Source organism: Rhizobium vallis, from assembly GCF_003985155.1.
GTDB classification, from domain to species: Bacteria; Pseudomonadota; Alphaproteobacteria; order Rhizobiales; family Rhizobiaceae; genus Rhizobium; species Rhizobium vallis.
The window spans coordinates 268287-282134 of sequence record NZ_ML133690.1; the positions used below are offsets into that span (position 1 = coordinate 268287).

At 58.0% G+C, this 13848-nt stretch carries 13 protein-coding genes; 11 read left to right on the forward strand and 2 right to left on the reverse strand.

The genetic code is table 11. The annotated features are described in order from the left end of the window. The first annotated feature begins 109 nt into the window (after positions 1-109). The 11 genes from EFQ99_RS16790 (at position 110) to EFQ99_RS16840 (ending at position 11400) form a co-directional block, all read left to right on the forward strand. Positions 110-865 (forward strand): SDR family NAD(P)-dependent oxidoreductase, encoded by a 756-nt coding sequence (locus EFQ99_RS16790; RefSeq protein ID WP_126922126.1) that lies wholly within the window; start codon positions 110-112, stop codon positions 863-865. Between the two features lie 32 nt (positions 866-897). Continuing rightward, entirely contained in the window at positions 898-1800 is a 903-nt protein-coding gene (locus EFQ99_RS16795) for an SMP-30/gluconolactonase/LRE family protein (protein WP_126922127.1), read from the forward strand. A 36-nt stretch (positions 1801-1836) separates the two neighbouring features. Further along, the gene (locus tag EFQ99_RS16800; protein WP_126922128.1) at positions 1837-3249 is read left to right on the forward strand and encodes an MmgE/PrpD family protein; all 1413 of its coding nucleotides are present in this window, start codon (positions 1837-1839) and stop codon (positions 3247-3249) included. 83 nt (positions 3250-3332) lie between these two features. Next, entirely contained in the window at positions 3333-4325 is a 993-nt protein-coding gene (locus EFQ99_RS16805) for a Bug family tripartite tricarboxylate transporter substrate binding protein (protein ID WP_126922129.1), read from the forward strand. Positions 4326-4611: 286 nt separating this feature from the next. After that, complete coding sequence (gene paoA / locus EFQ99_RS16810; protein WP_126922130.1) at positions 4612-5250, forward strand: aldehyde dehydrogenase iron-sulfur subunit PaoA; 639 nt, start codon at positions 4612-4614, stop codon at positions 5248-5250. Next, positions 5247-6197, forward strand: coding sequence for an FAD binding domain-containing protein (locus EFQ99_RS16815; RefSeq protein WP_126922131.1), 951 nt, complete (start codon positions 5247-5249; stop codon positions 6195-6197). The genes paoA and EFQ99_RS16815 overlap by 4 nt, the downstream gene beginning before the upstream one ends. Before the next feature lie 5 nt (positions 6198-6202). Further along, entirely contained in the window at positions 6203-8401 is a 2199-nt protein-coding gene (gene paoC, locus EFQ99_RS16820) for an aldehyde oxidoreductase molybdenum-binding subunit PaoC (protein ID WP_126922132.1), read from the forward strand. Next, positions 8391-9350: an XdhC family protein gene (locus EFQ99_RS16825; protein ID WP_126922133.1), complete on the forward strand. Its 960-nt coding sequence runs from the start codon at positions 8391-8393 to the stop codon at positions 9348-9350. The genes paoC and EFQ99_RS16825 overlap by 11 nt, the downstream gene beginning before the upstream one ends. Before the next feature lie 6 nt (positions 9351-9356). Next, positions 9357-9986, forward strand: coding sequence for a nucleotidyltransferase family protein (locus EFQ99_RS16830; RefSeq protein WP_126922134.1), 630 nt, complete (start codon positions 9357-9359; stop codon positions 9984-9986). A 209-nt stretch (positions 9987-10195) separates the two neighbouring features. Further along, complete coding sequence (locus EFQ99_RS16835; RefSeq protein ID WP_126922135.1) at positions 10196-10669, forward strand: cytochrome P460 family protein; 474 nt, start codon at positions 10196-10198, stop codon at positions 10667-10669. A 26-nt stretch (positions 10670-10695) separates the two neighbouring features. Then, a complete protein-coding gene (locus EFQ99_RS16840; protein WP_126922136.1) occupies positions 10696-11400 on the forward strand; it encodes a DUF4405 domain-containing protein in 705 nt (234 codons plus the stop codon). A 15-nt stretch (positions 11401-11415) separates the two neighbouring features. Here EFQ99_RS16840 and EFQ99_RS16845 read toward each other — a convergent pair whose 3' ends face one another. Beyond that, complete coding sequence (locus EFQ99_RS16845; protein WP_126922137.1) at positions 11416-12309, reverse strand: LysR family transcriptional regulator; 894 nt, start codon at positions 12307-12309, stop codon at positions 11416-11418. 88 nt (positions 12310-12397) lie between these two features. Then, positions 12398-13822, reverse strand: a complete 1425-nt coding sequence (locus tag EFQ99_RS16850) for an adenylate/guanylate cyclase domain-containing protein (RefSeq protein ID WP_126922138.1) — start codon at positions 13820-13822, stop codon at positions 12398-12400. Positions 13823-13848: the final 26 nt, after the last annotated feature.

A 13848-nucleotide genomic window follows, 5' to 3' on the forward strand; every position in this document is an offset into this window, starting at 1 on the left:
GTTGCGCAAATAAAATGTTGACGGAAACTTCAACATATGAAAGCCTATTTCATATACGAAATTTATGAGCGTTTCTCGACAGGGTCTCGCTGCGATGGGAGGAGAATGCATGCACAGGTTTGATGGCAAAGTGGTCTTGGTGACGGGAGCCGGCAGCGGCATTGGCGCGGCCACCGTGAAGAGGCTACATGCCGAAGGCGCGACCGTAGTCGCCATCGACGTCACGGAGGAGGGAGTCTCCAAGGTCGTTCAGGAAATCGGCGACCGGACGAGGGTGGAGGGCATTGCTCTGGATGTTTGCGATCACTCTGCCTCCATCAAAACGGTTGCGGATGTGCGCAGACGCCATGGTGCGCTGCACGGTCTTGTAAACTGCGCGGGTATCAAAGGTGTCGGCAGTATCGTCGATGTGGAACCAGACGGCTTTGGCCGCGTAATGGCGGTAAACCTCGAAGGCACGATCAACCTCTGCCAAGCGTTCGTACAGGCGGTCAAGGACGATACCGGCGACCGCGCGATCGTGAACATCTCGTCCGGCGCTGGTCTCATGGGTGTGGCGAACCGGCTCCCTTACGTAGCATCCAAGTTCGCGGTTTCCGGCATCACGAAATCGATGTCACCCGAACTCGGGCCGCTTGGCATTCGCATCAACGCGGTCGCGCCGGGCATGACCAAGACGCCGTTCACCGAATACATGCTGCAGGACCCCGCTGCAGTGGAGCGGGTAAACGCGAAGCATCCCATTGGCAGGATGGGAGAGCCGGAGGAAATCGCGGCTGTCATCGTATTCCTTCTGACAAAGGACGCGAGCTTCATGACCGGTGCGATCGTCTCGGTCGACGGAGGGCAGACCGCCTGCCTTTGACTTGTTGGCACTGACCAGCGAGGGAGGAAGCGTTGGCGGAAATTCGACTTTTAGTGGACTGCAAGAACAATCTAGGCGAGGGCCCGGTTTGGGACGTCCGCGAACAGCGTCTGTATTGGGTGGATAGCACGGCGGGCGAGATTTGGTCCTGCCGTGCGGACGGTAACGACGTTCATACCTATTATGTACCGACCTACATCGGCTCTATGGCTCTTCGAGAAAAGGGCGGAGCGGTGCTGGCTCTCGCGAGCGGGTTTGCCCTCTACGAGTTTGACACCCAGCGGATCGAGTACGTCGGCAATCCGCTGGCCGACCAGCCCGATTACAGGTTCAACGATGGTAAAGTGGATCGGCGTGGCAGGTTTTTCGCGGGGTCCATGGGCTACGACTTTCACCCGCTCGATGTGACAATTCCCCAAAAGCCGGCAGGAAACGGATCGCTCTATCGGTTGGACCCGGACCTTCGCGTAACGGAGGTTGATACGGGGTTCATATGCTTCAATGCACCGTGCTGGAGCCCGGACAACCGGACTTTCTACTGCGGTGACTCCGAGCACAAGGCAATCTGGGCATACAATTACGATCTTGAGACGGGTCAAGTCAGCGACAAGCGCCAATTCGTTTCCGATGCGGGTTACGTGAGCACGGTAGACGGTGCGACCGTCGACACCGATGGCTTCATTTGGAATGCAAAGGTCCTCGGGGGACGGATCGTCCGATACACGCCGGATGGGACCGTCGACAGGGTGATTGAGGTCCCCGTACGGAACATCACCAGCATCATGTTCGGCGGCCCCGATCTCGACATCCTCTATTTCACAAGCATGGGACGTCCGATGCGCGGCATCCCGCCCAAGGAACCCGGTGCCGGGGGCCTGTTCGCTATTCATGGTCTCGGGGTCAAAGGACTTCCCGAGACCCGGTTCGCCGGCTGACCGGCAGTTTGAAATCAAAACGAGGATATCATTGAAATGACCATCACTGCCGACCTCTCGCACCAGCTTGCGGAATTCGCCGTAAACACCAGGTTCGCCGACCTTCCGCCAGAAGCAGTTGAAGCGGCTAAGAAGAGTGTCCTGGATACGATCGGAGTCATGCTTGCCGCGAGTGGCATGGAGCCTGCGGTCAGGCCGATCATCGAACTGGTTCGGGAAAGCGCTGGCAAGGGCGAGGCGACTATCCTGGGATATGGCGATCGCGTTCCGGCAGGCGCTGCTGCCTTCGCCAATGGTGCGCTCGCGCACGGTCTCGACTTTGACAGCCAGACACCATGGGGAGCACATGCCGACAGCTCTATCGTTCCGACTGTTCTCGCATTGGCGGAACTGCGCGGGAGTGTGACCGGAGAGGAGCTGATTACCGCGGTCGCCGTAGGGCAGGAGATTTTTATCCGCCTCCGCTGCAACGTCGGCTGGCATATGGACTGGAACCTCTCGACGGTCGTCGGCTGCTTCTCCGCGACAGCGGCCGGCGGATCGATCTTCAATCTCGACGCATCACAGTTGGCCAATGCACTCGGCATCGCCAGCCTTCAGTCCAGCGGCACGATGGAACAGATTTTCGGGCTCGGCAGTGACCTCCGGGGCATGTACGCCGGGTTCAGCTCGCAGGCGAGCGTCAACGCCGTCAGGCTTGCGGCACGCGGGATGACCGGCATCCGCAACCTCTTCGAAGGCGAGGCGGGACTGTTCAAGGTCTATTTCAAAGGTGAGTACGATCGCGAGAAGATGGTCGCCAACCTCGGCAAGGAATTTCTGAGCGGAGGCATGACATACAAGTACTGGCCAGCTGTCGGCAACGCCCATACGTACATTCATGCGGCAATCGAGTTGATGAAGGAAAACGACGTCGCGCTGGATCAGGTATCGGAAGTGAAAGTCTTCGTCGGCGACTTCCAGCAGAGGATGTGCTCGCCTTTGGCTGAACGGCAGGTTCCAAACACACTTGTCGATGCCAAATTCAGCTTGCCGTTTCTCGTCGCCCTCGCACTGGCAAGGGGCAAGATGGAAGTCGAAGACTTCACCAGCGAAGCGCTGAAGGATCGGACGGTCCTCGCTCTCGCCCGCAAGGTCGTACCGGTCCCAGACAGCAGCTATAACTGGACCTCGAAACTGCCCGACGGAAAAATCGAAGTACTGCTCGCAGACGGCACCAGTATCTCACGCCTGGGATCGAGAGTGCCGGGGTCGGTCGAGCTGCCGATGACGTGGGAGGAGCTCTTCCATAAGTTTGGCTCCTGCGCTCGTGCTGCGGTTTCACCGCTTTCCGCCGACGGAATTTCCGACCTTTGCAATTCGCTAAAGACACTCGAAACCATCCACGACGTTCGGGAGATCGTCGCGGGCGTGTCGAGTTTCAACGTCGCACAAAGGAAGTCCGCTTAGCCCGCGAGCGAGTTTTCTCCGGGGGCGGGGGGACCGTCTCCGGAGATCGACACAGCCATGTATCTCAATGGGAGGAGAGTAGCATGCCAAGCTTTGAAATCACGAGACGCCGGTTCCTTATGACCGGAGCGGCAGCCGCCGCAACCCTTGCAGCGTCGGGTCCAGCATGGGCTGCGTATCCGGATAAACCCGTGAAGTGGATCGTCGGCTTTCCGCCCGGTGGAGCGACGGACACGGTTGCCCGGCTCGTCGGACACCCGATGTCGGAGGCTCTTGGGAAGCCGATTGTCGTTGACAATCGGCCAGGGGCAGGGAGCTCCGTGGGAGCGGCGGTCTTGGCAAGTTCTCCGGCGGATGGGTACACGGTCGGCAGCGCTGACAACGGCACGCTGATTATCAACCCCGTGGTCTATCCCAAAATCCAGTACGATCCGGACCGCGACTTCCGGCCTGTGGGCATGTATGCCGGCATTAACCTGCTTCTGTGCGTTCCCAGCAACTCGCCGATCAAGACTGCGGCTGAATACCTGGAGAAGGCGAAGGGCGCATCTGAACCACTTCTGTACGCCAGCCCGGGGATCGGTACGCCTCTCCACCTCGCCATGGAGCGCCTAGCACGCGACGGGAACGTTCATCTCAAGCACGTGGCATACAAAGGTATGGCTCCCGCGTTGAATGATGTGCTCGCCGGCATCGTCGACAGCATCGTGATCGACTACACGACGGCCAATTCCCAAATCAAGGACGGAAAAATCAGAGCGATCGCCGTTTTCTCGGAGAAGCGCCTGACAGTGCTGCCGGACGTTCCCACAATGGCTGAGCAAGGACTGCCAGGCTTCTCGGCTGGAGCCTGGCACTCCTTGATTGTGCCCAAGGCAACACCGGATGACGTCGTGGCAACCCTGTCTCAGGCACTTGGCAAGGCTTTGCAAGACCCGTTGGTGAAGACTCGTTACGCCGAGCTCGGTCTTGATATGCCCCCCAGCGACCCGGAAACCATGGCCCAGCGATGGGCGAGCGACAAAGCGACGTGGCAACCCCTCATCAAGTCGTTGAATATCAAGCTGGACGGTTGATTCAAGAAGAGTGTGTCCGCGCGATTACGCTCGGACACACACGCAAATGCCAGGCGAAGATCAAACTGGAGCAATGGCCAGTTCGTGCTGTGCCGATTGGCTATCCAGGAGCACCATCATGAACGTCCGGTCGGTCATTCGATCGCTTCTGCTCAACTGCGATTGATGAATCTGTTCGATAAGCGTTAGCGATAAAACGCACCTAATCATCTTTCTCAGCTGCCCTACGTTGGAAAATGGCGTTTCTCGGAATGCGCCAGGCCATCAACAACGAATGGAGCTGGAGATGAGAGATCACTCACATTTGGAACTTTCGCGTCGAGAATTGCTTGTCTCCTCAGCGGTGGCAATCGCCGCTACGGGAGTCGCTACAAAGGAAGTAGCGGCGCAGTCCTCGGGGAAAGAGATGAATTTCAACACAAGTGTTTCCTTAAAAGTGAACGGCGAGATGCATGATCTCGAGCTCGATAATCGTACCACCTTACTTGACGCTCTTCGCGAGCACCTCCATCTGACGGGCACGAAAAAAGGCTGTGACCACGGCCAGTGCGGCGCATGCACCGTTATGGTTGACGGACGTCGGATCAATTCCTGCCTGACACTGGCCATCATGCACGACGGTGACGAGGTCACTACAATTGAAGGCTTGGGACAGCCAGGCAACCTCCACCCAATGCAGGCCGCATTCGTAAAACATGATGGCTTCCAGTGCGGTTATTGCACGCCGGGACAAATCTGTTCCTCCGTCGCGGTTCTGGAGGAAATCAAGGCGAACATCCCCAGTCATGCGACCCCCGACATCTCCGCAAATGTCGAGCTAACCGCAGCGGAAGTCCGGGAGCGAATGAGCGGAAACATCTGTCGATGCGGGGCTTATTCAAACATCCTTGACGCTATCTCCGAAGTAGGGGGGATCAAGGCATGAGACCCTTCACATATGAACGAGCAACGACGGTGCAGGCCGCAGCGAAAGCCGCGGCAGCCAACCCGGGGGCGAAATTCATCGCCGGCGGCACTAATCTTCTGGACTTGATGAAACTGGAGATCGAGCACCCCACTCATTTGATTGACGTCAACGGTGTAGGTCTCGACAAGATTGAGAAAACGTCCGACGGCGGCCTTCGTATTGGCGCGCTGGCCCGAAACACTGATTTGGCAGCAAATGGCGACGTGCGCCGCGACTACGGAGTCCTTACCCGCGCCTTGGTAGCGGGCGCGTCTGGCCAGTTGCGCAACAAAGCGACTACGGCCGGCAACCTCCTGCAGCGTACGCGCTGTCCCTATTTCTACGACACCAATCAGCCTTGCAACAAAAGGCAGCCGGGAAGCGGATGCTCGGCACTCGGCGGGTTCTCTCGCCAGCACGCGGTCGTCGGGAGCAGCGACTCCTGCATAGCGACCCATCCCAGCGATATGGCGGTCGCTATGAGGGCGCTCGACGCGACGGTCGAAGCGGTGAGGGGAGACGGCAGCAAGCGAACAATCCCGATCGCAGACTTTCACCGGCTGCCGGGCGACACGCCGCATATTGAGACCGTCCTTGAGCCAGGCGAGTTCATCACGGCAGTGACGCTGCCCAAGCCGATCGGCGGAAAACATATCTATCGCAAGGTCCGGGATCGAGCTTCCTACGCTTTTGCGCTGGTATCCGTCGCCGCGGTGGTCCAGCCAGATGGTACCGGCCGCGTTGCTGTCGGAGGTATCGCCCACAAGCCCTGGCGAACAGAACCAGCTGATCAGCAATTGAGGAACGGCGCGAAAGCCGCGAGCGAAGCACTTCTCGCCGACGCACGCCCGACGGAGCAAAACCGTTTCAAGGTGACCCTCGTGGAAAGAACGATTGGTGCGGTGATCGCAGAGGCAAGGGGATAACGACCATGAAGTTCGACACACCAGCAACCACCAATCCTATTGACCGGATGACCGTCGTCGGACAGCCCGTCGCTCGCATCGACGGGCAGCTCAAGACTACCGGGCGAGCTATGTATGCCTATGAATGGCATGATGCGAATTTCCCTTATGCCTACGGTTACCCCGTCGGCTCCTCGATCGCGAAGGGCCGTATTCGGTCCATCGACACCGATGCAGCGAAGCGGTCTCCCGGCGTTCTGGCGGTCGTCACCACTTTGGATGTCGGCAAGAGGGAAAAGGGCAAGTTCAATACCGCCAACCTCTTCGGAGGCGATGAGGTGCAACACTACCACCAGGCAATAGCGGTAGTGGTCGCCGAGACCTTCGAGCAAGCGCGAGCTGCCGCTTCACTCGTGAAGGTCGACTACGAAGGAGCGACTGGTAGTTTTGATCTGACTAAGGCCAAGGACACTGCGGTCAAGCCTGATGAGAAGCAGCAACCTGACACTGCTGTCGGCGACTTCGAAAAAGCCTTTGGAGGTGCTGCTGTTACCTTGGATCAGACTTATACGACGCCCGACCAATCTCATTCGATGATGGAGCCCCATGCCTCGATCGCGGCTTGGGACGGGGACAAGGTGACGGTTTGGACCTCCAGCCAGATGATCGACTGGTGGCGATCCGATCTTGCGACCACTCTCGGTATCGACAAGGACAATATTCATCTGATGTCTCCGTTTATCGGCGGTGGGTTTGGCGGTAAGCTGTTCCTCCGCGCAGACGCCGTCTTGGCGGCCTTTGGGGCGAAAGCCGCAGGCAGACCGGTCAAGGTGGCGCTTCCACGTCCTTTGATGGCCAACAACACCACACATCGTCCTGCCACGATCCAGCGTATCCGGATAGGCACTGGTCGTGACGGAAAGATTCAAGCGATCGGCCATGAAAGTTGGTCGGGTGACCAGCCAGGCGGCCAGCTCGAAACCGCGGTTAATCAAACGCGCCTCCTTTACGCCGGCGAGAACCGTATGACGGCGATGAGGCTGGCGACGCTTGATTTGCCGGAGGGCAACGCCATGCGAGCGCCTGGAGAAGCGCCCGGATTGATGGCCCTCGAAATCGCAATCGACGAGATCGCCGAAAAAGCGGGCGTCGACCCGGTCGAGTTCCGTATTCTCAACGATACTCAAGTCGACCCTGAGAAGCCCGAGCGTCCGTTCAGCCAGAGAAATCTGGTCGGCTGTCTCAAGCTCGGCGCGGATAAATTCGGCTGGAGCCAACGCGGCAAACCCGGCTCTCGAAGGGAAGGGAATTGGCTGGTCGGTTTGGGTGTCGCCGCCGCTTTCCGAAACAATCTCCTGCTCCCATCTGCTGCGCGGGTCCGGCTCGGCGCGGACGGGATCGCCACCGTCGAAACCGACATGACTGACATCGGGACTGGCAGCTATACCATCATCGCGCAGACGGCAGCCGAAATGCTGGGGCTTCCGGTGGATCGCGTCGCCGTCCAGCTGGGAGACTCGCGCTTTCCGGTCTCCGCAGGTTCAGGCGGGCAGTTCGGAGCGAACTGTTCGACCTCGGGTGTGTATGCTGCGTGCGTGAAGCTCCGCGAGGCGGTCGCCCAGAAACTGGGCTTCAACACCGACGACGTTGTGTTCGAGAATGGGCAGGTGCGATCGGGCAACCGTTCGGTTGCACTCTCCGAAGCGGCGGGTCCTGACGGACTTGTGGGCGAAGACAACATGGAATGGGGCGATCTTGCAGAGACCCACCAGCAGTCGACCTTCGGTGCCCATTTCGTTGAAGTGGGCGTCGATGTCGCCACAGGCGAGACCCGCATTCGGCGCATGCTCGCTGTCTGTGCCGCCGGCCGAATCCTCAATCCCATCACCGCGCGCAGCCAAGTCATTGGAGCCATGACGATGGGCGTTGGTGGAGCCCTTTCGGAGGAATTGGCGGTCGACACAAGGCAAGGCTTCTTCGTGAACCACGATCTCGCCGGCTACGAAGTGCCGGTCCACGCCGACATCCCGCATCAGGAGGTGATTTTCATGGAGGAGGCGGACCCTATGTCTTCACCGATGAAAGCCAAAGGCGTTGGCGAACTCGGACTTTGCGGTGTTTCGGCGGCCGTCGCCAACGCGATCTACAACGCAACGGGCGTGAGGGTGCGTCACTATCCCATGACACTCGACAAGATCATCGGTGGGCTGCCGGATGTTGCATGATGACGTCGCCGACCTGTCGCACATCCGTCCGTACAAGGTGACTGAAGCCAGAACCAAGCCGACGCCGGTTCGATGGTCGTTCTCTGACGACACGGAAGAGATATTTCGTTTTGCGATTGGCGAGCTTGCAAAAGGTGGGGTGGCGTTGGCCACCCTCACCGAAATACGCGGAGGAGCTGCACGCGCACTGGGCTCCCATGTCGCCATTGCGGCCGATGGACGGTTCTGTGGTTATGTATCCGGGGGCTGCATTGAGGCTGCGGTTGCCTCTGAGGCGCTAGATGCGCTCGGTGAAGACCAAGATCGGGAGGTGAGATACGGGCAGGGCTCTCCCTTTTTCGATATTGTCCTGCCGTGCGGTGGCGGCATAACAGTGGCTATACACGTGCTGCGCGACGCAAAGGCACTAAGCCACGTCCTTTCAGAGCTTGGCCAACGCCGATGCGCTGGCCTCCGCTACACAGGCTCAACGGAACAGCTTAGGATGGTCGAACCGCCGTCAAAGCCAGGATTTGTCGATGGCGGCTTCGAGACGGTATATCGGCCACGCACGCGTATCGTGATCTCCGGTCAAAGCGTCGAGGCGGAGCGCGTGGCCTCTATCGCCGATTCAGCAGGGTATGAGGTCGTCGCATACACGAATAGAGAAATAGAACTGCCCGTTATCGACCGGTACACAGCCGTGGTTCTTCTCCATCATGACCTCGACGCCGAGCAAGATGTGCTTCATGCTGCACTGCGGTCGAGTGCGTTTTACCTTGGTGCGTTGGGGAGTACGCGCACTCACCGCAACAGGGTCGACAGGCTCGACAGCTCTGGTTTCACGAAGGCTCAAACCCAACGAATAAAAGCGCCGATTGGTGTGTTTGGACCGACTCGTGACGCCAACTCACTTGCCCTTTCCATCTTGGCGGACGTTGCGGCCACCCGTTTGTCCGTCTACGCGTGAGGCGCAATGGGCTCGATCGGAAATGTGTCCGTCTCGGTTGTGGTCGTTGTTCTTGCGGCGGGTAGATCAAGCAGGATGCAGCTTTCCGGGCACAAACTCCTGGCGCAATTTGGTGGCGTAGCCCTTGTGCGCTTGGCTGCTTTGGCCGCAACGGGTTGCAAGGGTGACTCAGTGATAGTCGTGACCGGATATCGCGGCCCTGACATCGAGGCCCAGATCACGGGACTGGAAGTGAGTGTAGCTCGAAATCCTTATTTCGGTGATGGCATGGCAAGTTCGATCGTGCTCGGCGTCCAATGTGCCGTCGATCTCGATCCGGATGGCGTCATGATCATGCTCGCCGATATGCCGCTGCTCAAAGCAGAGGACCTCGACACGATCATTGATGCCTTCCGGAAGAGCGGTGGAAGGGCGATTGTGCGCGCGGCGTGCGACGGGATACCTGGGAATCCTGTTATTTTCCCTCGCGCGGCATTCCCCGCACTCCAGTCTATCAGTGGCGACAACGGCGCTCGAGCCATCATTTCACATTCGGCTCTCGACGTGATCGACGTCGACATCGGCGTGAGTGCGAAGGTGGACATCGACACGACCGAACAACTGTTCGCTTTGGGCGCGCGCCCCGAAGCGAAGTGATTGAGGGGATTTGTTCTCGTCTCAGCGCCCTTGGTAGCGTCTGTCGATTTATGAAATAACCTCATAACGTCAAACGGTTGCAGGCTCTAATCCTGGCCTGCTGTCCTTGCTATCTTTTGGGTGACCGTCTCCGGTTCATATCGGAGCATGCGGTCTTGATTTCTGAATCTCGTGCGGTGGGGAGGACCGGCAGCGAAAGGATTTTTTGAATGCCACCTAAGACCCTTACAGGCTTGGCTTGCGCTGTCGCTGCCGGTCTCGTCGTTTTCTCGGTCGGATATTTTTCTGGTCCGGCCATCAATGAAACAACCCCAGCCGCAGCGGCTGAAAACGCTGTGACCTTTCCTCCTTTGGATCAGCTTGTCCACTACACTACCGTACGGCGTGGTGTAACGAGAGAGCACATGCTCACAAATCCCGAAGCGCTTGCGGCGATCAAGGCCGGCCAGCCTGTGGCAGCCGGCACGCATGTTGTGTTGGTCGACTATCAAAGTGACGTGCTGCACCGCTACCTCGTGGCGCAGAAAATGGGTGAGGGGTCGGCCGACTGGGCTTATCAATGGTTCTGGCCTGACAAGTCGATCAAGGCTGATGAGAATACCTCTCAGTGTTACTCGTGCCATCGCTCGCGCGAAGATCGCCAGTTCATGTTCACGTTCACCGACGCACTGTCGTTTAAGTGACAAAGCACAGAGGCGCTTCATTCTACATGGTCAGAAGTTTTCTTTTGCAGCGCGTGATGCTGCCATCGGCGATGCTCGCGTTGTTGCTCGTCTCGCTTGCCTACTGGTGGCTGGACAATGTTCCCCACGAGGTCTTCGGAACTGGGCTCTTTGCATTGCTCTGCTGGCACATCTACGCAAACCGAACTTGGTTTAAGAACCTGACGCGGGGGACGTATGATGCAAGGCGGACCGTCCGAGTGCTACTCCATGTCGGTCTCATCGCGAACATGATCGTGCTCCTCGTCACCAGCGTGGTGATTTCGAAATCGGTCTTTGCCTGGTTGCCAATCCCGGACTCTGTCTATCTAAGGGAAATACATTGGTTCGCTGCCTACTGGGTCATCATCGTGACCGGCATCCACGTGGGCCTCCATTGGGAGCGTCTACGAACGAGCTTGGTGAATGTCTTGGGGGTCAGGCAGACCAACCCGGTAGTGCGAGCAGCCCTTCTGGCAATCGGCGCTGCGTTTGCCTTGCAGGGGTTGGCGAGCTTTGAGAAGCTTGGTGTCTGGACGAAGCTAACGTTCAACTACAGTTTGGATTTCTGGGACTTCACTGCCTCCGTTGCGCCGTTCTTCGGACATTGGTTGGCAGTGTTTACGCTGCCCGCCATTGTCACACACATGTTTATGGCCATCTGGAAATTGACGAGCCGTCGAGCAGCACGCCCGGTCAGGACGGGCAGCTAGTGCGTCGAGAGAATTTCAGGATCGATGGCGCAACGCGTCCAGCAACGCTGCGAATGCAGGGGAGGATTGGCGGCGGCTCGGATAATAGAGATAGTATCCGTCCCAGGGAGGGGAGAACTTTTGGAGGACATGCTCCAGTTTTCCTTCGTCTACGAGAGGCTGGACGATCTCCAAAGGGATGTAAGCCATACCGAAGCCGTCCAACGCGGCTTCGAGCGCGTTGAAAATGTTGTTGAACGCGAGCTGTCCGTCGACCCTGATTTTGATCTCTTGCCCATCCTCTTCGAATTCCCAGACATAAAGGCCGCCGGCGCTCGGAAGTCGGAAATTGATGCAGGTGTGGCCCACCAGGTCCTTGGGGTGGGTCGGCACTCCACGTGCCTGGAAATATGTGGGTGAACCAACGACAGCCAGGCTGAAATCAGGCCCGATCCGAGCCGAAATCATGTCTTTTGCCAGATGTTCGCCCATGCGGACCCCGGCGTCGTACCGTTCATTGACGATATCCGTCAGGCCGTTGTCTAGGATCAGCTCCACCTTGATATCGGGATATTGGGGAAGGAACTTCCGCAGCTTTGGCCAGAGGACATGCGTGATGGCATAGTCGGCCGCAGAAATTCGAATGGTCCCAGCCGGTTTGTCGCGGAGCGCGCTTAACGCCTCAACGTGTGCGTCGATCTCGTCCAGATGAGGTCCGATGCCTTCGAGAAGTCTCTCTCCCGCCTCGGTAAGTGAAACGGCGCGCGTTGTACGCGTTAGCAACCGAACGCCGAGCCTGGCCTCAAGTTGCTTGATAGTGTGACTGAGGGCCGATTGCGATACTCCGACCTTCGCTGCCGCTCGGGTAAAGCTTCGCTCCCGCGCCACCTCTGCAAACGCGTTTAAGTCGCTGATAGACTCCCGTGCCACTCATTGATCCTTCTCATGGTAGAAGGATGATTATATCGGATTGTTTCTGAAAGACGCCATCAAACTGATTTCACGCATGCGTGACTGATTATGGATTTGCCGCCCGGCACCACACAGCGATCGGAGTTTTCCGCCCACGCACGCGATGAGAATCGTCGGGATGCAGGCCGGGCATGATCAATGTGGGGTCTGACCCGCGGGAGCGGGCTGCCGACACAAGGTCGTCGCTTACCATAACGGGTGACGAGGTTCTCCTAGTAAGGCGCTCCAGCCTGCTCGCCACATTTACCGTGTCGCCAAGAACGGTGTATTCCAGTCGGCGAGCGTGGCCGGTGTTGCCTACGACCACTTCCCCATAATGCAGCCCGATACCGATGCCGATCGACGGGAGGTCATTCAACTTTCGTTCCCGGTTCCACTGCTCGATTTCGCGGATCATCGCTTCTGCGCAAGCCAACGCTCGGATTGGATCATCTTCGCGCGGCTCGGGAGTACCGAAATGAACCATGATTGAGTCGCCGATGTATTTGTCGACGGTACCTCCGTGATTGAAGGTCACCTTCGCGAGACGGCCATGGAATGCCCTGAGCAGCAACATTATTTCGCTGGGCGACGAATTCTCGGAAATTGAGGTGAAGCCCACCATGTCTGCAAAAAGAATGGCCGCGTGCTGTGTGTTTGATTGTTCTAGGCCGGCATGACCGCTGGTAAGCGCTTCGACGATGTTCGGCGAAAAGTATCTTGCCAGATTGGAGCGCTCTCTTTCGGCCGAAACCTGTCTCCTGACGAGCTGTCGTGATCGCCAAACCGTCACGGTCAGTATTACTGTCACCAGGAATATGAACACTAGCTGGTTGTACCAAATTGTCAGGCTGACGGTATTCCGATCAAGAAAGCTCGTGATAACGGCCTCTGAGGACATGCCGGTGTCGAGGGTCTTACGTGAGCTGGAAAGTACTGATGTCGGTAGCGTGGCGACCCATGCAAATCCAATGCTCCAGGCGACGCCTGCCATAGAGCCCGAAAGCAGTACCAACCACGGCGAGTAGCTCAACGCCATTCCCACTATATAGATGCCGACATAGAGGAAATTGGGCAGGCGCAGATTTATCTGAGGCGTCCAGTCTTCGACGTAGAATGGCGGAGGCACGATCAGGAGGAAGGTCAGGACAGAAACATCGAGAAGCACGAACAGGGCGAGGATAACCTTCTGCCGGGGCCCACGCTTTACAAGAAGGCGTGGTAGAGCGCCGAGAAGGCCAAAAACCAACAGTGCTAGGAGATAGCCCCCTGAACGCTCGAACGGAAGGGTCATCGCCCATATCGAAAGAATGGCGAGGACAGCAGATCGGCACCAGAAAATCGTGGTGAGTCCACGTAGTTCCTCTCGCGCAAGTTCGTCCTCAACGAACCGGGCAGTTGGCTCGGTTGCGTGCGACACCGACCGTCCTTCATTTCTCGCGAACGGGATCGAGCGCAAAAGGCTTGCCAAGGGTTTGCTATTTATCGCCACTGTACCGGGCTCCTCGGTGATCGCTG

Bases quoted from the DNA above. Each gene is read 5' to 3' on its own strand.
- EFQ99_RS16790 (WP_126922126.1), top strand. From the start codon at position 110: ATGCACAGGTTTGATGGCAAAGTGGTCTTGGTGACGGGAGCCGGCAGC.
- EFQ99_RS16800 (WP_126922128.1), top strand. From the start codon at position 1,837: ATGACCATCACTGCCGACCTCTCGCACCAGCTTGCGGAATTCGCCGTA.
- EFQ99_RS16805 (WP_126922129.1), top strand. From the start codon at position 3,333: ATGCCAAGCTTTGAAATCACGAGACGCCGGTTCCTTATGACCGGAGCG.
- paoA (WP_126922130.1), top strand. From the start codon at position 4,612: ATGAGAGATCACTCACATTTGGAACTTTCGCGTCGAGAATTGCTTGTC.
- EFQ99_RS16815 (WP_126922131.1), top strand. From the start codon at position 5,247: ATGAGACCCTTCACATATGAACGAGCAACGACGGTGCAGGCCGCAGCG.
- paoC (WP_126922132.1), top strand. From the start codon at position 6,203: ATGAAGTTCGACACACCAGCAACCACCAATCCTATTGACCGGATGACC.
- EFQ99_RS16825 (WP_126922133.1), top strand. From the start codon at position 8,391: ATGTTGCATGATGACGTCGCCGACCTGTCGCACATCCGTCCGTACAAG.
- EFQ99_RS16830 (WP_126922134.1), top strand. From the start codon at position 9,357: ATGGGCTCGATCGGAAATGTGTCCGTCTCGGTTGTGGTCGTTGTTCTT.
- EFQ99_RS16835 (WP_126922135.1), top strand. From the start codon at position 10,196: ATGCCACCTAAGACCCTTACAGGCTTGGCTTGCGCTGTCGCTGCCGGT.
- EFQ99_RS16840 (WP_126922136.1), top strand. From the start codon at position 10,696: ATGGTCAGAAGTTTTCTTTTGCAGCGCGTGATGCTGCCATCGGCGATG.